The sequence below is a fragment of the Plantactinospora sp. B5E13 genome, assembly GCF_039871775.1.
In the GTDB taxonomy this organism is placed as follows: Bacteria; Actinomycetota; Actinomycetes; order Mycobacteriales; family Micromonosporaceae; genus Plantactinospora.
On sequence record NZ_JBDPLT010000021.1, the window covers coordinates 84,633 to 105,643 of the forward strand.

Annotated in this window: 24 protein-coding genes; 12 read left to right on the forward strand and 12 right to left on the reverse strand. The window is 72.6% G+C overall.

The genetic code is table 11. The features are described from left to right. Positions 1–43: 43 nt before the first annotated feature. Positions 44–502: an SRPBCC family protein gene (locus ABGB05_RS20170; RefSeq protein WP_347654989.1), complete on the reverse strand. Its 459-nt coding sequence runs from the start codon at positions 500–502 to the stop codon at positions 44–46. Positions 503–804: 302 nt separating this feature from the next. Between ABGB05_RS20170 and ABGB05_RS20175 the strand changes: the two genes are divergently transcribed. The 11 genes from ABGB05_RS20175 to ABGB05_RS20225 all read left to right on the forward strand — a co-directional run bounded on the left by ABGB05_RS20175 (position 805) and on the right by ABGB05_RS20225 (position 11,505). Further along, on the forward strand, positions 805–1,035 hold the full coding sequence (locus tag ABGB05_RS20175; RefSeq protein ID WP_347654990.1) for a hypothetical protein: 231 nt from the start codon (positions 805–807) through the stop codon (positions 1,033–1,035). A 45-nt stretch (positions 1,036–1,080) separates the two neighbouring features. Then, positions 1,081–1,512 (forward strand): hypothetical protein, encoded by a 432-nt coding sequence (locus ABGB05_RS20180; RefSeq protein WP_347654991.1) that lies wholly within the window; start codon positions 1,081–1,083, stop codon positions 1,510–1,512. Positions 1,513–1,970: 458 nt separating this feature from the next. Beyond that, positions 1,971–2,909: a PmoA family protein gene (locus tag ABGB05_RS20185; RefSeq protein ID WP_347654992.1), complete on the forward strand. Its 939-nt coding sequence runs from the start codon at positions 1,971–1,973 to the stop codon at positions 2,907–2,909. Continuing rightward, a complete protein-coding gene (locus ABGB05_RS20190; RefSeq protein WP_347654993.1) occupies positions 2,906–3,664 on the forward strand; it encodes a cupin domain-containing protein in 759 nt (252 codons plus the stop codon). The genes ABGB05_RS20185 and ABGB05_RS20190 overlap by 4 nt, the downstream gene beginning before the upstream one ends. 28 nt (positions 3,665–3,692) lie before the next feature. After that, positions 3,693–4,772: a Gfo/Idh/MocA family oxidoreductase gene (locus ABGB05_RS20195; RefSeq protein WP_347654994.1), complete on the forward strand. Its 1,080-nt coding sequence runs from the start codon at positions 3,693–3,695 to the stop codon at positions 4,770–4,772. Continuing rightward, a complete protein-coding gene (locus ABGB05_RS20200) occupies positions 4,766–5,821 on the forward strand; it encodes a PmoA family protein (RefSeq protein ID WP_347654995.1) in 1,056 nt (351 codons plus the stop codon). The genes ABGB05_RS20195 and ABGB05_RS20200 overlap by 7 nt, the downstream gene beginning before the upstream one ends. Next, positions 5,814–7,232 (forward strand): glycoside hydrolase family 5 protein, encoded by a 1,419-nt coding sequence (locus ABGB05_RS20205; protein WP_347654996.1) that lies wholly within the window; start codon positions 5,814–5,816, stop codon positions 7,230–7,232. The genes ABGB05_RS20200 and ABGB05_RS20205 overlap by 8 nt, the downstream gene beginning before the upstream one ends. Further along, the gene (locus tag ABGB05_RS20210; protein WP_347654997.1) at positions 7,219–8,151 is read left to right on the forward strand and encodes a sugar phosphate isomerase/epimerase family protein; all 933 of its coding nucleotides are present in this window, start codon (positions 7,219–7,221) and stop codon (positions 8,149–8,151) included. Before ABGB05_RS20205 ends, ABGB05_RS20210 begins: the two co-directional genes overlap by 14 nt. Next, entirely contained in the window at positions 8,148–9,140 is a 993-nt protein-coding gene (locus ABGB05_RS20215) for an NAD(P)-dependent oxidoreductase (protein ID WP_347654998.1), read from the forward strand. The genes ABGB05_RS20210 and ABGB05_RS20215 overlap by 4 nt, the downstream gene beginning before the upstream one ends. Beyond that, a complete protein-coding gene (locus ABGB05_RS20220; RefSeq protein WP_347654999.1) occupies positions 9,137–10,993 on the forward strand; it encodes a dihydroxyacetone kinase family protein in 1,857 nt (618 codons plus the stop codon). Before ABGB05_RS20215 ends, ABGB05_RS20220 begins: the two co-directional genes overlap by 4 nt. Beyond that, entirely contained in the window at positions 10,990–11,505 is a 516-nt protein-coding gene (locus ABGB05_RS20225) for a ribose-5-phosphate isomerase (protein WP_347655000.1), read from the forward strand. Before ABGB05_RS20220 ends, ABGB05_RS20225 begins: the two co-directional genes overlap by 4 nt. A gap of 19 nt (positions 11,506–11,524) precedes the next feature. Here the strand turns inward: ABGB05_RS20225 and ABGB05_RS20230 are convergent, their stop codons facing one another. Continuing rightward, positions 11,525–12,769, reverse strand: a complete 1,245-nt coding sequence (locus ABGB05_RS20230) for a sigma-70 family RNA polymerase sigma factor (protein ID WP_347655031.1) — start codon at positions 12,767–12,769, stop codon at positions 11,525–11,527. Positions 12,770–12,804: 35 nt separating this feature from the next. Continuing rightward, positions 12,805–13,206: a YciI family protein gene (locus ABGB05_RS20235; RefSeq protein ID WP_347655001.1), complete on the reverse strand. Its 402-nt coding sequence runs from the start codon at positions 13,204–13,206 to the stop codon at positions 12,805–12,807. 217 nt (positions 13,207–13,423) lie between these two features. On the opposite strand from ABGB05_RS20235, the gene ABGB05_RS20240 reads away from it, so the two are divergent. Continuing rightward, positions 13,424–13,999, forward strand: coding sequence for a TetR/AcrR family transcriptional regulator (locus tag ABGB05_RS20240; RefSeq protein WP_347655002.1), 576 nt, complete (start codon positions 13,424–13,426; stop codon positions 13,997–13,999). On the opposite strand, the gene ABGB05_RS20245 is transcribed toward ABGB05_RS20240, so the two are convergent. From ABGB05_RS20245 to ABGB05_RS20285, 9 genes are all read right to left on the reverse strand, one after another. Continuing rightward, complete coding sequence (locus ABGB05_RS20245) at positions 13,971–14,885, reverse strand: NAD(P)-dependent oxidoreductase (protein WP_347655003.1); 915 nt, start codon at positions 14,883–14,885, stop codon at positions 13,971–13,973. The two genes, ABGB05_RS20240 and ABGB05_RS20245, sit on opposite strands and share 29 nt — an antisense overlap. A gap of 86 nt (positions 14,886–14,971) precedes the next feature. Continuing rightward, positions 14,972–15,397, reverse strand: a complete 426-nt coding sequence (locus tag ABGB05_RS20250) for a VOC family protein (protein ID WP_347655004.1) — start codon at positions 15,395–15,397, stop codon at positions 14,972–14,974. Positions 15,398–15,523: 126 nt separating this feature from the next. Continuing rightward, on the reverse strand, positions 15,524–16,018 hold the full coding sequence (locus tag ABGB05_RS20255) for a hypothetical protein (protein ID WP_347655005.1): 495 nt from the start codon (positions 16,016–16,018) through the stop codon (positions 15,524–15,526). A 117-nt stretch (positions 16,019–16,135) separates the two neighbouring features. Continuing rightward, positions 16,136–16,996 carry a biotin-dependent carboxyltransferase family protein gene (locus tag ABGB05_RS20260; protein ID WP_347655006.1) on the reverse strand — a complete coding sequence of 287 codons (861 nt, stop codon included), beginning with the start codon at positions 16,994–16,996 and terminating at the stop codon, positions 16,136–16,138. Then, positions 16,993–17,616: a 5-oxoprolinase subunit PxpB gene (gene pxpB, locus ABGB05_RS20265; RefSeq protein WP_347655007.1), complete on the reverse strand. Its 624-nt coding sequence runs from the start codon at positions 17,614–17,616 to the stop codon at positions 16,993–16,995. Before pxpB ends, ABGB05_RS20260 begins: the two co-directional genes overlap by 4 nt. Positions 17,617–17,635: 19 nt before the next feature. Next, positions 17,636–18,337, reverse strand: a complete 702-nt coding sequence (locus ABGB05_RS20270) for an ABC transporter ATP-binding protein (protein WP_347655008.1) — start codon at positions 18,335–18,337, stop codon at positions 17,636–17,638. Continuing rightward, positions 18,338–19,057 carry an ABC transporter ATP-binding protein gene (locus ABGB05_RS20275; RefSeq protein WP_347655009.1) on the reverse strand — a complete coding sequence of 240 codons (720 nt, stop codon included), beginning with the start codon at positions 19,055–19,057 and terminating at the stop codon, positions 18,338–18,340. After that, on the reverse strand, positions 19,054–20,142 hold the full coding sequence (locus ABGB05_RS20280; protein WP_347655010.1) for a branched-chain amino acid ABC transporter permease: 1,089 nt from the start codon (positions 20,140–20,142) through the stop codon (positions 19,054–19,056). The genes ABGB05_RS20275 and ABGB05_RS20280 overlap by 4 nt, the downstream gene beginning before the upstream one ends. Continuing rightward, on the reverse strand, positions 20,139–20,999 hold the full coding sequence (locus tag ABGB05_RS20285; protein WP_347655011.1) for a branched-chain amino acid ABC transporter permease: 861 nt from the start codon (positions 20,997–20,999) through the stop codon (positions 20,139–20,141). Before ABGB05_RS20285 ends, ABGB05_RS20280 begins: the two co-directional genes overlap by 4 nt. Positions 21,000–21,011: the final 12 nt, after the last annotated feature.

A 21,011-nucleotide genomic window follows, 5' to 3' on the forward strand; every position in this document is an offset into this window, starting at 1 on the left:
CCCATCCGCTGACCGGTCCAACGCCCTTGACCAGTCGGGAGCGTCAGGTGGCCAGCGACGTGGCGAGGAAGGCGTTACGACGGGCGATCAGCTGGCTGAGGTAGCCGGAGAGGCCCAGCCTGGCCACCAGGACTCCGACGACTCCGACGGGCGCGGTGAAGTCGATGGCGTCCCGCATGATGGTGCGGGCGGGGTCGGAAGGGTCGGGCGTGAAGGTGTGCTCGTGCCACCACCGGGTGAACGGCCCGCGCAGCTGCTCGTCGACAAACCGGTACGGCCGCTGATACTCAGTGACCTGCACGGTCATCCGCCACGGAACACCACAATGCCGGGCCCGCCAGGTGACGACATCCCGTGCGCCGAGCCGGCCGGTGGTGACCCCGGCGACCGCCCGCTCCCGACTGCCTGTCATTGATCTGGTGTGCAGATCCACGTCGAGGCAGGCGTCGAACACCGACTCCAGGTCGGCCATGACGGTGGTGGTCAGCTCGATCCGGGCCATGGCGGCGATCGTACCGACAGGTCACCGCGAGCCTCTGGTGACGGCCTCGGCCGACACCGACCGGTGGCCGTACCCGGTCCGGACGCCGGTGGGGCATGCTGTCGCGTGAGATGGTTCGAGGAGCCCGGGGCGATCCTGCGCAAGGATCCCGGGACGTGATTGTGGGTCCGTGCGACGTCGAAGGACGGGATCTCGGCGGTGCGGCGGGCGTTGCCCGGCGAGTGGTTGCTGGACGGGCGGTAGGCTCGCCGGCCAGTTGGCGAGACCTTTGACGTGCTCATCGACGGGGAGGAGCCGCGCAGATGGCGATCCTGGTGGAGTTCGAACTGGTCCGGAAGGACGGCCGAGAGGTGGAATACGCCTTCGGCCACCCCCCGGACCTGGACCGTCGGCTGGTCATCGAGAAGGCGACCGGCGAGGGGGCGCCGCGCGACGGGCGGCGGGACATGGCGTACGCCGCAGCGTTCCGGAAGATCATACGGTTCCACCACAGTGAGCAGCGGTGGCCCTCGAGAGGCGGCTATGCGGCATGACCCCGATCGGAGGATTCCGTGACACCGACGGGATCACGGTGACCGGTGCGGCGGCTGTTCGACCGCCCGTCGCAGCTCCCCGAGCAGCTGGTGGAGGTGGGTCGGGGACGACGGCTCTACCTGCACGCCATGCACAGTGTCGTCGACTGGCTGGCGTTCGCGGTCTGGGAGGACGGCCGACTGGTCCGGTCCCTGAGTCTCTCGCCTGGCGGCGGCATCGCCGAGGAGATCGGCGACCGGCTCCCATTCGAACGCCCCTACTGGGCAGGGCAGTTTCCGGTGGAGCCCGATCCGTACCACGAGGACGACCAGCCGTACGCGCTGCCGTTCCATCCGCTCGACCTGGGCGAGCGGGCGATGCTGGAATTCTTCGGCTTCTGCGTCGAGGGGTGCTCCACGGGCGAGGATGTCCCCGAGCCGGTCGTGGACGTCTGGGGCGTCGAACTGCAGGGCTTCCGGCTGACGCCGGCCGGGTGACGGCGGGGTCGCCGTAGCGGAACCGCGTCGCGGGGCGAAAGGCCGGGCCGGACCGGGCCGCGCTACCTGCGGATGCCGGGGGGGCTCGCAGTTGTACCAGGTCGCGCTGGTCCTGGCCGGCGGCCGAAAGTTTCGGCCTAATGCCGAAACATCCAGTCCGTCACCAGAGGATCGGCGAACCCCGGCCGGGGAGCGCCGGCTACGAATGTTCATGCAGGTAAACACGGATTCGCCAACGTTGCGCAGTGGAGGGCTCCACCTCGGGTGACGCCGTGACATCCGAGCTGAACCGGTTTGGATCTTGACGTGGCGACCGGAACGGGGTTAGCTCGGGAAAACGGTTACCGATAACCCTGACCCTGGCTGTCCACTATCGACACTGGTCACCGCGCGGCCCTGACCGGCGGCAGCGGGACCGGCGGTCGCGGCATCCCGCCGAGCGAAAGGCACCCGAGCTCATGACCTCCGCAGACGGTACGGCCGACCGGGCCGGCACCCTGACCGTCACCCACGAACACGGGCACCGGATCGTGGTCGACGTCGCCGGGGTCGAGATCGCCACCTACGTCTACGACGACAGCCGGATCGACCCGTACGAGTCACCGAAGCCGTACCTGCACCCGTTGCGCACCCTCGGCGGCGCGCTGGTGTCGGCGTACCGGCCGAACGACCACCGGTGGCACAAGGGCATCCAGATGACGATCTCGCACCTCTCGGGGCAGAACTTCTGGGGCGGACACTCGTACGTCCGCGACCAGGGCTACACCCGACTGGACAACATCGGACGGATGCGGCACGACTCGTTCGAACTGGTCGACGTCACCCCGACCGAGCTGACCCTGCGCGAGACGCTCACCTGGCTCACCTCGACCGGCGAACACTGGGTCGCGGAACACCGCGAGCTGCGGCTCCACGGTGTCGACCGGGCACGCGGCAGCTGGATGCTCGACTTCGGCACCGAGCTGCGCAACATCCGGGGCGCCGACCTGTCGATCGGCAGCCCGACCACGCACGGTCGGCCGAACGCCGGCTACACCGGGTTCTTCTGGCGCGGGCCGCGTGGCTGGGCCGGCGGTCAGATCGTCACCCCGGACGGCGGCGGCGACCCGGAGAGCATGGGCACGGTGTCACCGTGGCTGGCGTACACCGGGGAGCACGACGAGGTCGACGGCGGCGGCACCGTGCTGGTCTTCGCCGGCAGCTCCAGCGCGGACGTCCCGCTGAAGTGGTTCGTCCGGAACACCCCGTTCCCGGCGATCAACCCGTCACCCGCCTTCGACCAGGAAATCCCGCTCGCTCCCGACGAGACGCTGCGGCTGCGACACCGGGTGGTGATCGCCGACCGGGCCTGGGACCGGGCCGAGATCGAGTCCTTCGCCGCGGAACACCAGCCGTGACCGACGCACCTGCCCCACCTCCCGGCGGGGCGCCACCGCCGTTTCCCGGCGCGGTCGGCATCACCGGGTTGGAGGTCTATCCCTGGCGGACCGACGACGGGCTGCACGGCGGCTCGCCGCACGTCCACCTCTGCTGCACCGAGTGCTACGTGGTGACCGGCGGCCGGGGCCGGCTGCAGACCCTGACCCCGGGCGGCTTCACCGAGTCGCCACTCGCCCCCGGCGACGTCGTCTGGTTCACCCCCGGCACCATCCACCGGGCGGTGAACGACGGCGACCTCCAGGTGGTGGTCGTCATGCAGAACGGCGGCCTGCCGGAGGCCGGCGACGCCGTCCTCACCCTGCCGCCCGAACACCTGGTGGACTCCGAGACGTACCGGCGGGCGGTGTCGCTGACCGACGGCTCCGGGGAACCGTCGGCCGACCGGGCCCGGGCCCGCCGCGACCTGGCGATCGAGGGCTTCGCGGAGCTGCGGCGACACGTCGAGGCCGGCGACACCGGGCCGCTCGACGCCTTCTACGCGGCGGCGACCGCCCTGGTCCGACCCCAACTCGACACCTGGTCCCGACGTTGGACCGACGGGCCGGTGGCGGTCAGCCGGCGCACCGGGGAGCAGATCGAGGCACTGCGGCGCGGCGACCACCGGCACCTGACCGGGGCGACCGTCTCCCGGATCGCCCGACCCGAGCAGACCACCCTCGGCATGTGCGGCTTCCTGCACGCGTACGACCCGCTGCGCACCGGCCCCGACTGACCCCGAACCCCACCTGAGGAGCTGTGCCGTGGAACCCCTCCGCGTCGCCGTCGTCGGCACCGGCAACATCGCCCGCATCCACGCCGAGTCGCTGCGGGAGCTCGGCGATGACGTACGCCTGGTCGGCGCCGTCGACGTCAACGCCGACCGGCTCACGGCGTTCGCCGACCGGTACGACGTACCGGCCCGGCACGCCGACCTGACGAGCCTGCTGGAGAAGGACCGCCCCGACCTGGTGCACCTCTGCACCCCGCCCGGCTCGCACCATCCGCTCGCCCTGGCCTGCCTCACCGCCGGCAGCAACGTCCTGGTGGAGAAGCCGCCGACGCTGAGCCTGGCCCAACTGGACGAACTGGTCGAGGCCGAGAAGAGGTACGGCGCCACGGTGGCGACCGTCTTCCAGCACCGGTTCGGGACCGGGGCGCTGCGGCTGCGGGCGCTGCTCGACTCCGGGGTGCTCGGACGTCCGCTGGTCGCGGTCTGCCACACCACCTGGTTCCGCGACCAGGCGTACTTCGACGTCGAGTGGCGGGGTCGGTGGGACACCGAGGGCGGCGGGCCGACGATGGGGCACGGCATCCACCAGATGGACCTGCTCTGCGCGATCCTCGGCGACTGGACCGAGGTGTCCGCGATCGCCCGGCAGCAGGCCCGACGAATGGAGACCGAGGACGTCAGCATGGCGCACGTCAGCTTCGCCAACGGTGCGGTGGCCAGCGTGGTGAACAGTCTGGTCTCGGTCCGGGAGGAGAGCTACCTGCGCTTCGACTTCGAACGGGCCACCGTCGAGGTCACCCACCTGTACGGGTACGGCGACGACGACTGGCGGATCACCGCCGCCCCGGAGCACGCCGACGAGGTGCTGGCCGCCTGGCGGGCCGGCCCGGCCGGGGTACGCAGCGCCCACCGGGCCCAGTTCGCCGAGGTGGTCCGGGCGCTACGGGCCGGTACGCCGCCCCCGGTCGACTCGGCGGAGAGCCGGCGGACCATGGGACTCGTCGCCGGGGTGTACGCCTCCGCGTTCACCCGCTCCCCCGTCCGCGCGGCCGACCTGACCGCCGACTCACCGTTCTACCGCAAGATGGAAGGCAACGGACCCCGATGGTGAACATCTCCGCCCCCGTCGTACCGGCTCCGGCCCCCGCACCGGCCCCGCTGCCGGGCGGTACGCCGGCCGGGTCCGGCCGGTCCGGCGGGCCCGGCAGCGGGCTGACCGTCAACCACGACGTCGGCCGGTCGGTACGGGTCGGCTGGCATGGCGCCGAACTTCTCCGCTACGTCTACACCCCGGAGGAGCCGGCGGAGGAGTCGCCGCGCCCGTACCTGCACCCGCTGCGGACCCTGGCCGGCAACGAGGTCAGCCTGTACCGGCCGCACGACCACCGGTGGCACAAGGGACTCTGCTTCGGCATCTCGAACTTCGGGCCGGACAACTTCTGGGGCGGCGGGACGTACGTCCGGGGCCGGGGTTACCAGGCACTGGACAACATCGGGCGGGTCGAACACCACGACTTCCCGGTGCTGCGCCGGGACGCCGACGCCGTACGGCTGACCGAGCGGCTACGCTGGGTCGCCGCGCACGGTCACCCGGTCGCCATCGAAGAGCGCCGGCTCGCGGTGGCGGTCTGGGCCAACCTCAGTGCCTGGCTGCTGCAGTTCTCCACGGTGCTGCGCAACAACACCAACGAGACGATCACGATCGGCAGCCCGACCACCCAGGGTCGGGAGAACGCCGGGTACGGCGGAATGCTCTGGCACGGACCCCGCTCGTTCATCGGCGGCCGGGTGGTCACCGAGGACCGGACCGGCGCCGACGAACTGATGGGCTGGCGTGGCCGCTGGCTCGGTTTTGTCGGTCAGCACGACGGTTACGGGCCGCCCGGCACGCTCGCCTCCACGCTGGTCTTCCGGAACCATCCGACGAACCTGGGCGCCGAGACGACCCGCTGGTTCGTCCGTACCGAACCGTACGCCTGCCTCGGCCCGGCACCGTTCTTCGACCGCGAGTACCCGCTCGCGCCCGGCGCCGAACTCCGGCTGCGCTACGACGTGGTGATCGCCGACGGCGAGCGGGACGTGGCCGGCTGTGGCCGGCTCGCGGACCGCGCCGGCGGCACCGACCTGTTCGCCCGCGACCCTGAGGAGCACCATGGCTGACATCCCCTCCCCCCGGCACGGCTTCGTCCGGGTCGACGGTGACCGGCTGGTCACCGACGACGGCAGCACGGTGGTGCTGCGCGGCGTGGGCCTCGGCGGCTGGATGAACATGGAGAACTTCATCACCGGCTACCCGGGGACCGAGTCGCAGCAGCGGCGGGCGCTGCGGGCGACCCTCGGCGCGGAGGGCTACGAACGGTTCTTCGACCGGTTCCTCAGTGTCTTCTTCGCCGACGCCGACGCCGACTACCTCGCCTCGCTCGGCCTGAACTCGGTCCGGGTGCCGTTCAACTACCGGCACTTCGAGGACGACGACCGGCCGTTCGAGTTGAAGGAGGAGGGGTTCCGCCGGCTGGACCAGGTGGTCGACGCCTGTGCCCGGCACGGCATATACACCATCCTCGACCTGCACGCGGTGCCCGGCTACCAGAACCAGCACTGGCACAGCGACAATCCCACGCACTGGGCGCACTTCTGGACCCACCGGCACTTCCAGGACCGGGTCGTGCACCTGTGGGAGGCGCTCGCCGACCGGTACAAGGACAACCCGTGGGTGGCCGGCTACAACCCGGTCAACGAGCCCGGTGACGCGGTCGGCGAGGCGATCGGCCCGTTCTACCGTCGGCTGGAGGCGGCGATCCGGGCCGTCGACCCCCGGCACGTGCTCTTCCTCGACGGCAACCGCTACTCCACCCAGTTCGACCAGCTCGGCGACCCGCTGCCGAACACCGTCTACACCGCGCACGACTACACCCTGCCCGGCTTCGTCGACGGCGGCCCCTACCCCGGGATCTCCCGGGGCGAGTACGTCGACCGGGACGTCCTGGAGCGGACCTTCCTGGCCCGGACCGCGTACATGCGCGACACCGGCACCCCGATCTGGGTCGGCGAGTTCGGGCCGGTCTACACCGGTGACCCGGAGCGGGACACGCAACGCCGGCAGATTCTCGCCGACCAGCTGGAGATCTACGCCGAGCACGGGGCGAGCTGGGCACTGTGGACGTACAAGGACATCGGGTTGCAGGGGCTGGTGCACGCCGACCCGGACGGTCCGTACCTGCGCCGGATCGCTCCGGTGCTGGAGAAGAAGGCCCGCCTCGGGGTCGACTCCTGGGGCTCGGTGGACACCGGGGTACGACACGTCATGGAGCCGATCGAGCGGCTCTTCGCGGAGGAGTTCCCGGACTTCCAGCCGTACCCGTGGGGACAGCACGGCTGGGTCCGGGGTCTGGTCCGGCACATCCTGCTCGCCGAGCCGATGGTCGGCGACTTCGCCCGCTGCTTCGAGGGGCTGACCCCGGAGGAGGCCGAGGCGCTCGCCGACTCGTTCGCCTTCGACCGGTGTCTGCGCCGCGAGCCACTGGCCGAGCTGCTGCGTGACGCGCCGGGGAGGCACCGTGTCGACGGCTGACTCCGGCTGGGCGCTGGCCGCCGCGATGCTGCCCTTCCCGGCCGAACTGCGGCCCGGCGTACCGGTGCAGGACGCACCGGCCCAGACCTGGCGGGACATCCTGGCCGAGGTCGCCGCGGAGGGTTTCACCGAGGTCGACCTGACCGACTCGTGGGTCCGGGTCGCCGACCTCCCGCCGGCCCGGTTGACCGAACTCGGCGAGGCGGTCCGGGCGGCCGGGTTACGCGCCGAGGCGGTCTCGGTGATCCGGCGCAGCGTCATCGACCCGGTGGCCGGGGAGGAGAACCTCGCGTACAGCCACCGGGCGATCGAGGCGGCCGCGGCGCTCGGCTGCTCGGTGGTCAGCGTCGGCCTGCACCGGCCGCTGACCGAGCGGCAGCGTGCGGTGCTGTGGTTCTGGACCGTGGACGGGCCGCGTGACGCGGACGACCCGGAGAACCGCCGGCTGGCCGCGGCCCGGCTGCGCGAGCTGGGTCGGCACGCGGCCGAGGTCGGCGTCGCGCTGTCGCTGGAGATGTACGAGGACACCCTGCTCGGCACCGCCGACTCGGCCGTCCGTCTCGTCGAGGAGATCGGACACCCGAACGTCGGACTCAACCCCGACCTCGGCAACCTGGTCCGGCTGCACCGCCCGATCGAGCCGATCGAGGTGATGCTCGAGAAGTGCCTGCCGCTGACCAACTACTGGCACGTCAAGAACTACCACCGGTTCGAGGACGGCACGACGGGTGCGGTGCTGAGCACGCCGACGTCGATGGAGCTCGGCGTGATCAACTACCGACGGGCGGTCCGGGACGCGATCGGGTACGGCTTCACCGGCGCGTTCTGTCTGGAGCAGTACGGCGGGGACGGCCTCGGGGTGATGGCCACGAACCGCCGCTACCTGGCCTCGATCCTGCCCCCGAAGGAGGCGCCGTGAACCGCGATCCGGTCGACCACAGTGGAGCCGCGACGGCTGCCCCGGGACGGGACGGCGCCAGCACGACGGTCGCCGTCCTGGGCCTGGGCGCGATGGGGCTGCCGATGGCACTCCGGCTCGGCGGTGAGTTGCCGGTGTGGGCCTTCGACGTCTCCCCGGAGCGTCGGGCCCTCGCGGTCGAGGGCGGTACGCACGCCGCGGCCAGCCCCGCCGAGGCGTGCCGGAGCGCGGACGTCGCGGTGCTGGCGGTGCGCGACGAGGAGCAGCTGAGGGGGGCCCTGTTCGGTGCCGACGGCGCGGTCCACACCCTGCGGCCGGGCGCGGTGGTCGTGCTGACCAGCACGGTCGGCCCGGAGGCGGCCCGCGCCGTCGCGGCGAGCCTGGCCGAGGGGGGCGTCGACCTGGTGGACGCGCCGGTCAGCGGCGGGCCGGTCCGGGCGGGCACCGGCGATCTGCTGATCATGGTCGGCGCGGCGGACCGGGCACTCGCGAACGCCCGCCGGGTGCTCGACCTGCTGGCCTCCACCGTGTACGTCGTCGGCCCGAACCCCGGTGACGGCCAGACGATGAAAACGGTGAACCAACTGCTCTGCGGCATCCACACCGCCGCCGCGGCCGAGGCGTTGGCGCTGGCCCGCGCACTCGGTCTCGACCTGGACACCGTGGTGCAGGTGCTCGGTTCGGGGGCGGCGGCGTCGTTCATGTTGGCGGATCGAGGGCCACGGATGGCGCGCGCGTACACTGGCGACGTCGAACTGCGGTCCCGGCTGGACGTGATCAACAAGGACATGCACATCGTCGGCAGGGTCGCCTCGGCGGCCGGGGTACCGACACCGGTCGCTGCCGCCGCCACCGCGCTCTACACGCTGGCGATGCGCCAGGGTATGGCGGCCGAGGACGACTCCCGGCTCGTCACGCTGCTGGCGCCGGAGGACGGCACAGCCGGGCCGGGGCCGGCCCGCGCCCGAGGCGAAGGAGCTGACCGTTGACCCGACTCTTCAACGATCCCGCCGCGTTCAGCGACGACATGCTCGCCGGTTTCCTCGACCTGCACCACCGCTACGTCCGGGGTGTCCCCGGCGGAGTGGTCCGGGCCGGCCAGACCCGCGCCGGCAAGGTGGCGGTCGTGGTCGGCGGCGGATCCGGACACTATCCGGCGTTCTGCGGGGTGGTGGGTCCCGGCTTCGCCGACGGTGCGGTGGTCGGCAACATCTTCACCTCGCCGTCGGCACAGCAGGCGTACGAGGTGGCCCGGGCCGCCGACAACGGTGCCGGGGTGCTCTTCCTCTTCGGCAACTACGCCGGGGACGTGATGAACTTCGGGTTGGCCGAGCAGCGGCTGCGCGCGGAGGGGATCGACACCCGTACCGTGCTGGTCACCGACGACATCGCGAGTGCCGGGCCGGCCGAGGCGGAGAAGCGCCGGGGCATCGCCGGCGACTTCGTGGTGTTCAAGACCGCCGCCGCGGCGGCCGAGGCCGGCTATCCGCTGGCCGAGGTCGAGCGGGTGGCCCGGGTCACCAACGACCGGACCCGCACCCTCGGCGTGGCGTTCGCCGGCTGCACCCTGCCGGGCCAGGACCATCCGCTGTTCACCGTGCCGGCCGGCACGATGGGGCTCGGACTCGGCATCCACGGCGAGCCGGGCGTCTCCTCCGACGACCTGCCGACCGCCGCCGAACTCGCCCGGACCCTCGTCCGGGGTGTCCTCGCCGAACAGCCGGCCGGGGCCGGTTCCCGGGTCGCCGTCATCCTCAACGGGCTCGGCGCCACCAAGTACGAGGAGCTGTTCGTCGTCTGGAAGACGGTCTCCGAGGAGCTCTCCGGTGCCGGCCTGACGGTGCTGGACCCGGAGGTCGGCGAGCTGGTGACCAGCCTGGACATGGCCGGGTGCTCGCTGACGCTCTGCTGGTTGGACGAGGAACTGGAGCGTTTCTGGTGCGCGCCGGCCGACACTCCGGCGTACCGGAAGAACCCGCACCTGGTCGAGGTGTCCGCCGGTTCGGCGCCGCCGGCCGGGAACGGGGCGGCCCGGGTGCCGGGCAGCCGTACGAGCGGTGACCGGGCGGCCGCGAGCGGACGCCACGATCCCGGCGGCGGGCCACCGGAAGCGCCTCGGAGCAGTGCCGACTCCCGCGCGTACGGTCGGGCGGTCGCCGAGGCGCTGACCGAGGTCGTCGCGGCGATCGCGGACGCCGAGGCGGAGCTGGGTCGGCTCGACGCGGTCGCCGGCGACGGTGACCACGGACGCGGCATGCTGCGCGGGGTGACGGCCGCGCTCGAGGCGGCCAGGGTGGCGGTCGACGATGGACACGGGCTGGCCTCGGTGCTCGGTGCGGCCGGCGATGCCTGGGCGGCCCGGGCCGGCGGCACCTCCGGGGTGTTGTGGGGGGCGGCGCTGCGGTCGGCCGGCGAGCATCTGGGCGACGAGCGGAGCCCGGTCGGCACCGCCGATCTCCGGGACGCGGTCGGGGCGGCGGTCGAGACCATCCGGGGGCTCGGCGGCGCGGAACCCGGCGACAAGACGCTGTTGGACGCTCTGGTGCCGTTCCACGACGCGCTCGACGCGGCGGCCGGTGCCGGCGACAGCGTCGGGGCGGCCTGGCGTGAGGCGGCGGCGGTGGCCACCCGGGCGGCGGACGACACCGCCGGGCTGCGTCCCCGGGTGGGCCGGGCCCGGCCGTTGGCCGAGCGGAGCGTCGGCACCCCGGACCCCGGGGCGGTGTCGCTGGCGCTCTGTCTCCGGACGGTGGCGACGACATTCGACCGGCACCTCTCTGAGGTGTCATCCGACCGGCACCTCTCTGAGGTGTCCGACCCGGAACAGGAGCCGGCCAGGTGACCGACAACCGGCTGCGTGTCGTCGTCGGCTGCGACGACGCCGGCCTGCAGTACAAGGAGATCCTCCGGGCCGACCTGGAGGCGGACGACCGGGTGGCCTCGGTCGAGGACGTCGGCGTCGGCCGGGGCGACGACACGGCGTACCCGCATGTCGCCGTCGCCGCGGCGCGACTGGTCGCCCAGGGCCGGGCGGACCGGGCCTTGCTGATCTGCGGCACCGGCCTGGGAATGGCGATCGCGGCCAACAAGGTGCCGGGGATCCGGGCGGTGACCGCCCACGACAGCTTCTCGGTGGAACGCGCGGTGCTCAGCAACGACGCCCAGGTGCTGGCCATGGGGCAGCGGGTGATCGGGCTGGAACTGGCTCGCCGGCTGGCCCGGGAGTGGCTGGGCTATCGCTTCGACACGGCGTCGAACTCGGCCGCGAAGGTCGCCGCGATCAGCCGGTACGAGTCGAGCGTCGACGGCGGCGCCGGCCTTCCGGACGACAACCCCGGAGCCGGCTGCGACTGACCGGTCCGGGCCGCTCGGCTCAGGCCAGCCGGGCGGCCCGGAGGGTGAGGTAGTGCCGTTCCGGCAGGCTGGCCGTCCGGTTGGCCGCCGCCCGGTAGTGCGCGATCGCGGCGGCCCGGTCGCCGGCCATCTCCAGCAGGTGGGCGCGGGTGGCGTCGAGCCGGTGCTGGCCGGCCAGCCGGGGGTCGGAGCCCGTCTCCGCGAGGACGGCGAGGCCGGCCAGCGGGCCGTGCACCATGGCGACCGCCACCGCCCGGTTGAGTGCCACCACGGGATTGGCCGAGTACCGCTCCAACACCTGGTAGAGGGCGAGGATCTGCGGCCAGTCGGTCTCCTCGGCCGTCGCCGCCTCGTCGTGTACGGCGGCGATCGCGGCCTGGATCTGGTAGGGCCCGAGCGGTCCGCGCGGCAGCGCCCGGGTGACCAGCGCGATCCCCTCGGTGATGGCGGCCCGGTCCCAGCGGCTGCGGTCCTGGTCGGCCAGGGAGACCAGCACACCGTCCGGCCCGATCCGGGCCGGACGGCGGGCATCGGTGAGCAGCATCAGCGCGAGCAGTCCGGTGACCTCGCTGTCGTCGGGCAGCAGCGCGTGCACGGCCCGGGTCAGCCGGATCGCCTCGCTGGACAGTTCGATCCGGTACAGGTCCGCGCCGCCGCTGCTGGTGTGCCCCTCGCTGAAGATCAGGTAGAGCACGTGCAGCACCTGGCCGAGTGCGTCGGCGCGGTCCGGTCCCTCCGGCATCCGGAACCGGCCGCCGGAGGCGCTGATCCGTTGCTTGGCGCGGCTGATCCGCTGCGCCATCGTCGCCTCCGGCACCAGGAAGGCCCGGGCGATCTCGGCTGTGGTCAGCCCGCCGACCGCGCGCAGGGTGAGCGCGATCCGCGAGGTCGCCGACAGCGCGGGATGGCAGCACAGGAAGAGCAGGAGCAGGGTGTCGTCCCGGTCGGCCGGGGTCGGTACGTCCGCCGCCGGCGCCGACTGCCGGTCCGCCGGCTCCCGTTGGGCGACCACCGCCTCCCGGCGGCGTCGGGCCTGCTCGTTACGCACCTGTTCGATCATCCGGCGGGAGGCGACCTGGATCAGCCAGCCGCGCGGGTTGTCCGGCGTCCCGTCCCGCGGCCACTGCGTCGCCGCGGCGAGCAGCGACTCCTGTACCGCGTCCTCGGCCGTGTCGAAGTCGCCGAACCGGCGGACGAGCACGCCGAGGACCCGCGGCGCCAGATCGCGCAGCAGGTCCTCGGCGGTGCGGTCGAGGGTGTTCAGGACCCGTCACTCCCCCGCGACGTGGTGGTCAACCGTCACAGCTCCTGCGGCGGGGCCGACATCACCGGGCGGACCTCGATCGGCATGTTCAGCGGACGCCCGCCGGGCCCGGGGGCGGTGGAGATGTACGCGGCGAGTTCGACCGCCCGCTCCGGGGTGTCGGTGTCGACGATCCAGTAGCCGGCGAGCCACTCCTTCGTCTCGGCGAAGGGACCTTCGGTGACCACGGGCCCGCCGCCGTCCCCGGCCCGGACGATCTTCGCCTGGTCCGGCATCGCCAGGCCCTGGCCGTCCACGAACTCGCCGGAGGCGACGAGCTTGCCGTTGACGTCGCCCATGAACCCGATGTGCGCCTGGATCTCCTCCGGCGTCCAGGCGTGGATCGGCGGGAACTCGGCCGCGGCCTCGCTGAACTGCATCAACAGCATGTACTTCATCGCTGGCTCCCTACGCCTTCGCGCCCGTCTCGGCGCTCTCACCCTCAGGTAGAAGCCGGCGCACGGTTCTCGACATCCTCGACCGAAGAATGCCAGAAAATCTTGCCGGACCGGTGGCGGAGGGCGGACGGGCCGGTCGCCGGCCCGGCATAGGATCTAGTCTTCCGGGATCGCTGAGCTGCCGTGACGCGGCTGTCAGCAGGAACGAGAGGCGGCCATGTCCGGCGAGACGCGACCTCCGCGCGAACGCATGGTCTACAGCGCGGCGCAGTTGGTGCGGGCCCGTGGGGTGGCCGCCACCGGGGTACGCGACGTGGTCGAACACGCGGCGGCTCCCCGGGGCTCGTTCCAGCACTACTTCCCCCGGGGCAAGGACCAACTCGTCGGCGAGGCGCTGATCTGGTCGGCGGAGTTCGCCGCGGCCTGGGCCACCGCGTACCGGCGGACCGCGGACGTACCGTCGCCGGCCGGTCTCTTCGCCCACCTCGCGGCCTGGTGGCGGGAGGACCTGACGACCCGCGGGTACGCGCGCGGCTGCCCGGTGATGGCCGTCGCCGCCGACCTGGCCGGCAGCGACTCGCCGGTCACCGAGCCGCTGCGGACGGCGACGGACCGGTGGGAGGGTGCGGTACGGGACGAACTCGCGCGGATGGGCCTGCCGCCGGAGCGGGCGCGGGGGTTGGCCACGCTGATGATCAGCTCCCTGGAGGGCGCGATCATGCTGGCCCGGATCCGGCGCGACGTCGGGCAGCTCGACACGGTGGTCAGGGAACTCTCGCTGGTGCTGGGTTAGTCGGCCTGGCACGGCCGCTGTCGGTCCGGCTCTCGATGGCGTGGATGACGGCCGCCATGTCGGCTCCGTCGTGCCCCAGCGCCACGGTCTCGGAGTAGAGCTGGTGGCAGACGTCCAGCAGTGGGGAGGCCAGCCCCGCCTCGCGGGCGGCCTCGGCGACCAGCCGGCTGTTCGTCAGCACGTCGGCGACGGCCGCCTGGGCCGCGAAGTCGTGGTCGACGAGCTTGCGTGCCTTGACCCGGGAGACGGCGCTCGCCATCGGCCCCGCGTCGAGCACGGCCAGCAACCGCCGCAGGTCCAGGCCGTGTCGGTCGGCGAAGTGCACCGCCTCGGCGAGTCCGGTGACCATCGTGATCAGGTACAGGTTGACCGCGAGTTTCATCCGCAGCGCGTTCGGTACCGGCCCGCAGTCGACCGTCTCCCGGCAGATCGGCGCGAGCAGCGTACGGACCGCCCGGGTCGCCGACGGGTCGCCGGCGAGCATCGCCACCAGTTCGCCGGCCTCGGCCGGCTTGCGTGACCCGGAGACCGGCGCCTCGACGTACCGCCCGCCGGCCCGGCGGATGTCGGTCTCCAACGCCTGCGAGTACCCGGGCGCGGTTGTGCCCATGTGCACGACGGTGTGCCCGGCCACGGCCGGTCCGAAGTCGTCGGTGCCCCGGCCGAGCACCCGGTCGACGGCCTCCTCGTTGGCGAGCATGAGCAGCACGGTCTCCGCCCCGGCGAACACCTCGGCCGGGGTGCCGGCCACCCGGGCGCCCGCCGCGCGCAGCTCGGCGCACTTCGCGGCGGTCCGGTTCCACACCAGCAGCGGGGTCCCGGCCCGGGCCAGGTTGAGTGCCATCGGCTGGCCCATCAGTCCCAGCCCGAGGAAACCGATCGCCACGCGTCCTCCCGCCCCGGCAGCGCTCCGCCACCGGGCGGAGTATGACAGTCGTCATGATACGTACAGTCATGACGACTGTCATAGTCCTACCTGGCGAAGATCTGCGACTCGTCGCGGAACGCCTTGAACTCCAGCGCGTTGCCGGCCGGATCGCGGAAGAACATCGTCCACTGCTCCCCCGGCTCGCCGGCGAACCGCAGGTACGGCTCGATGACAAACTCGCCGCCGGCGGCGCGGATCCGGTCGGCCAGGGTGTGGAAGTCCTCGATCGACAGGATGAGCCCGAAGTGCGGCACCGGTACGTCGTGCCCGTCGACGGGGTTGCGGCCCGCGTCGGACTGCCGCGCCACCGGTACGACGTGGGTCACCACCTGGTGACCGTAGAAGTTCCAGTCGACCCAGGCGTCGGCCGAGCGTCCCTCGGCGAGCCCGAGCACACCCCCGTAGAAGGCGCGGGCCCGGGCCAGGTCGTCGACCGGGATCGCGAGGTGGAAGGCGGGGCGGACGGTCATCGGGGTACTCCCTCCCATCGGGCACGCCCGGTCGGGCGTACCGGTCCAAGCATGATCGTCCGCGGCCGGGGTCACCAACCGGGGGCCGGCCCGGAAGGAGCCGGGCTGCCTGGCGCCGTCCGGCGGTCAGCGGTAGCTGAGGTCCAGGGTGTCGGTACGGCCCGACCAACTGAGGGTGAGGTGCCAGCACCCGGGTTGCGGCAGGTCGACGATGGAGGGGCCGGGCCCACCGGTCACCCGCTGGGTCACCGAGGTGTCCGAACCGTCGAGTTCCGCCTCGATGAGCAGGTCGCCGGGCGGGTCCGCGGCCCTGGACACCCAGAGGATCTTGTTGGTGGGGCCCTCGGGCCGGGAGACGGTGAGCGGGTAGCCGAAGATCGCGGCCACGATCTCGCCCCGGTCCCCCAGCACGTGCGGCATGCGCGCGTCGCCGGAGAACCCGGTCCGGGCCCACTCCGGCAGCGGACCGGTCTCGACCGGGGAGCCACAGCCCGGTCTGGCCGGTGGGGACGTCTCTGGAGTGGACGCCGCCGTCCCGGTGGGCGCGTTCCCGGCCGTGCAGCCGGTGACGAGGGCGACCACCGTGCAGACGAGCAGGACAGCCGATTGCGAAGATCTCATGCAGACGGAGAGTCGCCGCGTCGACCTCGGGTTCCGACAGACTCGCCCCGGCCCCTGTCGGACGCCGGATGACGCCAGGGCGGAGCCGGTGGGAGCGAAAGCCGGTGGGAGCGACCGTCACAGTACGAAGCGGACGGGGGTGCCGGGGGCGGCCTGGGCGGTACGTGGCAGGTCGTCCGGGTGCACCACCCCGATCACCGGGTAGCCGCCCATCGTGGGATGGTCGGCGAGGAAGATCACCGGGGTGCCGGCGGCAGGCACCTGGACCGCGCCCAGCACCACCCCCTCACTGCGCAGTTCCGTGGTGATCCGGCGCGGCAACGGCGGACCGTCCAGCCGCATGCCGATCCGGTTGCTGGCGGTGGAGACGACGTACCGGCCGGTGGTGAGGATCCGGGGGGCCTCGTCGGTGAACCAGTCGGCGCGGGGGCCGAGCACGATCCGCAGCGCCAGTTCCTCGGGCAGGGTCCCGGTCGGCGCGACGTCGACCGGGCCGGGCGGCCCCGTGACCTCGCCGAGTGGCAGCCGTTCGCCGACGGCGAGCGGAGTCGGCCCCAGCCCGGAGAGCAGGTCGGTGGCGCGGCTGCCGAGCACCGGCGCGACGGCGATCCCGCCGGAGACGGCGAGGTAGCTGCGGACGCCACGCCGCGCGGTGGCCACGTCGACCTGGGCACCGGCCGGCACGGACACCGGCGCCGACCAACTCGCCGGGCGTCCGTTGACGGTCACCGGCGCCCACGCCCCGGTGACCGCGACCGTGCCGGCCTGGCCGAGCCGGACCGAGACGCCGGTGAGGGTGGTCTCGATCGTGGCCGCCTCCGGCGGGTTGCCGACCAGCCGGTTCGCCAGCAGGTGTGCCGGCAGGTCGAGCGCGCCCGACCGGGGCACCCCGAGGTGGGCGTGTCCGGGGCGGCCCAGGTCCTGCACGGTGCTGAGCGCCCCGGAGCGGACCACCTCGACGTATCGGGTGCGGGTCATCCGCCGAGGTTCCGGAACCGGACCCGGACGCCCGGGGTGAGCAGGGCGACCGGATCCCGGTCCGGGTCGAAGAGCACCACGTCGGTACGGCCGAGCAGCTGCCAGCCGCCGGGCGAGTCACGGGGGTAGATCCCGGCGTAGCCGCCGGCGACCGCGACCGACCCGGCCGGCACCCGGGTCCGGGGCACCGGTCGCCGGGGCAGGTGGTAGTGCTCCGGCAGCCCGGTCAGGTAACCGAAGCCGGGGGCGAAGCCGCAGAACGCGACCCGGTACTCCGGGGTGCTGTGGATCCGTCCGACCTCCTCCTCCGGCACCTGCCAGAGCCGGGCGACGTCGGCCACGTCGGCGCCGTCGTACCGGACCGGGATCTCGACGAGCGGGCCGTCCGGCGGCCGGACCGAGGCGGGTCGCCAGGCGGCGAGCCGCCCCGCCAGGTCGGCGGGGTCGGCGACGCCGTCGACGAGCACGGTCAGCTCGCCCGGGACCACGTCGTCCACCCCGGTCAGGTCACCGTCGGTACGTCGCCGCTCCAGATCCGCCACCAGCGCCTGGACGTGCGCCGGGGTCGGCAGCTCGACCAGCAGCGCCCGCAGTCCGACCGGAATGATCCGCACCCTCATCCACTCCCCGCCGGTCGACTCACAGTCCGAGGTACGAGCGTCGTACCTCGTCGGACTCGGCGAGTTCCGCCGCCGGGCCGGACATCACCACCCGTCCGGTCTGCAACACGTACGCCCGGTCGGCCAGGTCCAGCGCGGCCCGCAGGTTCTGCTCGACCAGCAGCATGGTGGTGCCGGTACGTCGGATCTCGGCCAGCACCTCGAAGATCATCTTGGTGAACTTCGGTGAGATGCCGAGTGACGGCTCGTCGAGCATCAGCAGCTTCGGCCGGCTCATCAGGGCCCGGCCGAGCGCGACCATCTGCTGCTCACCCCCGGAGAGGGTCCCGGCCCGCTGACCGGAGCGCTCGGCGAGGATCGGGAAGAGGTCGTAGACCCGTTTCAGGTCGGCCTGCCGTTCCGCCTCGGTCCGGTGGTAGCCGCCGAGCATCAGGTTCTGCAGCACCGTCTGGTGCCCGAACAGCCGCCGTCCCTCCGGCACCAGCACGGCCCCCCGGCGGGCGATCCGGTACGCCGGCAGCCCGCTGACGTTCTCGTCGAGGAAGGTCACCGTGCCGCGTACCGGTCGGTGCAGCCCGGAGACGGCGGCGAGCAGGGTGCTCTTGCCGGCACCGTTCGCGCCGACCAGTGCGACGAGTTCGCCGGCCCGCACGGTCAGGTCGACGCCGCGCAGCGCGACGACTCCGGCGTAGTCCACGTGGAGATCACTGACGGTCAGCATCTAGAGCGCCTTCCCCAGGTACGCCTCGACCACTGTCGGGTCGTGCGCGACCTGCTCCGGCGTGCCCTCGCTGATCTTCTCCCCGTAGTGCAGCACGACCAGCCGGCCACAGAGCGGCATGATCACCTCCATCACGTGTTCCACCATCAGGATGGTGACGCCGTCCCGGTTGATCGCCCGGACGATCTCGACCGCCTCCCGGGCCTCGGTCGGGGTCAGGCCCGAGAGCACCTCGTCGAGCAGCAGCAGTTTCGGCTCGGTGGCCAGCGCCCGCCCCATCTCCAGCCGCTTCTTCCAGGCGGCGGTCAGCGAGGCGGCCGGGGCGTCCAGGACCGGCCCGAGCCCGGCCAGGTCGGCGACCTCGGCGGCCCGGCGTCGGGCGTCCCGCAGCCGGGGGTGCCGGACGAACGCCGCCGTGGTCAGGTTCTCCAGCACGCTCATCGAGCCGAAGACCCGCATCAACTGGAAGGTCCGGCCCACCCCGGCCCGGGCCGCCGCGTGCGGCGCCCACCCGGTCACGTCCCGCCCGTCGAACTCCAGCCGGCCGGCGGTCGGCCGCTGTGCCCCGGCCACCATGGAGAAGAGGGTGCTTTTGCCGGCACCGTTCGGACCGATCAGCCCGACGATGGCGCCCTGTTCCACCTCGAAGCTGACCTCCCGGTTGGCCCACAGCCCACCGAACCGGCAGGAGAGCTTGTCGATCCTCAGCAGGCTGGTCATGCCCTCACCTCACCAGATCCGGTCGGCTCCGGGGCCGACCTGCGGCGCAGCCGACGGGCGATCGGGGCCCAGATCCGCTGCAGGATCGCGAGCAGGCCGCCCGGCTCGGTGATCGAGATCAGGACGATCAGCGCGCCGTAGAGCAGCAGGTCGACCGAGCGGCCGGTGCCGGAGAACTCCTGCCGGGTGACGTCCTGGACGAAGACCAGCACCCAGGCGCCGAGCAGCGGCCCCCAGAACCGGCCGACCCCGCCGAGCACCGCCATCAGGGTGAACGACACCGACAGGTCCAGGCCCAGCCCGGAGGGCGGGTCGACGAAGAGGACGTACATCACGTAGAAGCCGCCGGCCAGCGCGGTGATCGCGCCGGAGAGCGCGGCCGCCGCCAGCTTGTACCGGTGCACGTTGATTCCGACCGCCGCCGCCGCGGCCTGGTCGTCGCGTATCGCCCGGACATAGTTGCCGGCCCGGCCGCGCAGGAAGAGCCAGACCGCCACCGCCGCGAGGCAGAAGAAGCCGAGCGCCACGTAGTAGTAGGGCCGTTTGTCCAGCAGCGAGAACTGCAGGTTCGCCAGGGACGGCTCGACCACCGGCAACTCCCAGCCGTTCGCCTGGCCGAGCCCGGGCAGGTTGGTGACCAGGATGAAGACGATCTCGGCGACGGCGATGGTGGCGATCGAGTAGTAGTGGTGCCGCAGCCGGAAGCAGGGCCAGCCGACCGCGGCGGCGAGTACCGCGGCCACCGGCAGCGCGATCCCGATCGCCAGCCACGGCGACCAGCCCTGCCGGACCAGCAGCGCGGTGGTGTAGGCGCCGGCACCGAAGTAGAGCGCGTGCCCGAAGGAGATCTGTCCGGTGTAGCCGCCGAGCAGGTTCCAGCCGGTCGCGGCGATCCCGAAGGTCAACGCCAGGATGCCGATGTTGTGCGCCGCCGAGTCCAGGAAGACCAGCGGGTACGCCGCCAGGGCCGCCACCACCAGCACGGCGGTGGTCCACGGCGGCAGCCGCCGGGCCCGCGACGGACGGTCCCCGGCCGGCGCCGACGCGGCCGGGGCGGGTGTGGTGGGTGTGCTCGTGGTGCTCATCGTGTCCCCAGCAATCCCTGCGGTCGTACCAGGACGACCACCAGATACAGGCCCAGCGCGGCGGCCAGCGTGTAGCTCGGGGCGTAGAGGCCGACCAGCCCTTGGGCGACCCCGACCAGCAGCCCGGCCAGGGCCGCGCCGGTGATGCTGCCGAAGCCGCCGAACGCCACCACCACGAACGCCATCAGCGCGAAGCTCACCCCGGCGGTCGGCGAGGCGGAGTACGAGTTCATCAGCAGCGCCCCGGCGACCCCGGTGGCGAGTCCGGCGATCACCCAGCAGAGCGCGTACATCTTCCGGGGGTCGATGCCCATCAGTGACGCCGCCGCCGGGTCCTCCCCGGCGGCGCGCACCGCGCCGCCGAGGCGGGTCCGGTTCATGAAGTACGCGACCGCGCCGGTGGCGAGCAGTGCGCCCACCGCCATGATCACCTGTGGGCCGCCGATCACCACCGGGCCGATCTCCCAGCGCAGGTCGGCCGCCCAGGGTCGGGGCACCGTCCGGGTGTTCGGCGTCCAGAGGAACTGGGCCAGGCCGCGCAGGAAGACCTGCAGCCCGAAGGTGACGATCACCTGGGCCAGCGGGGACCTGCCGAGCACCCGGCCGACCGCACCGACGTACAGCAGCGCGCCGGTGAGCGCGATCGACACCCCGGCCAACGGAATGGAGAGCAACGGGTCGAGGCCGAGCAGCGACCAGGCGAAGAACGAGGTGTACATGCCGAGCATGACCATCTCGCCGTGCGCGAAGTTGACCACGTCCATGACCCCGTAGATGAGGGTCAGTCCGACCGCGACCAGCGCGAACACCGCGCCGATCAGCAGTCCGTTGACGATCGACTGGAGCAGGTCGCTCATGCCGTCCCCCGG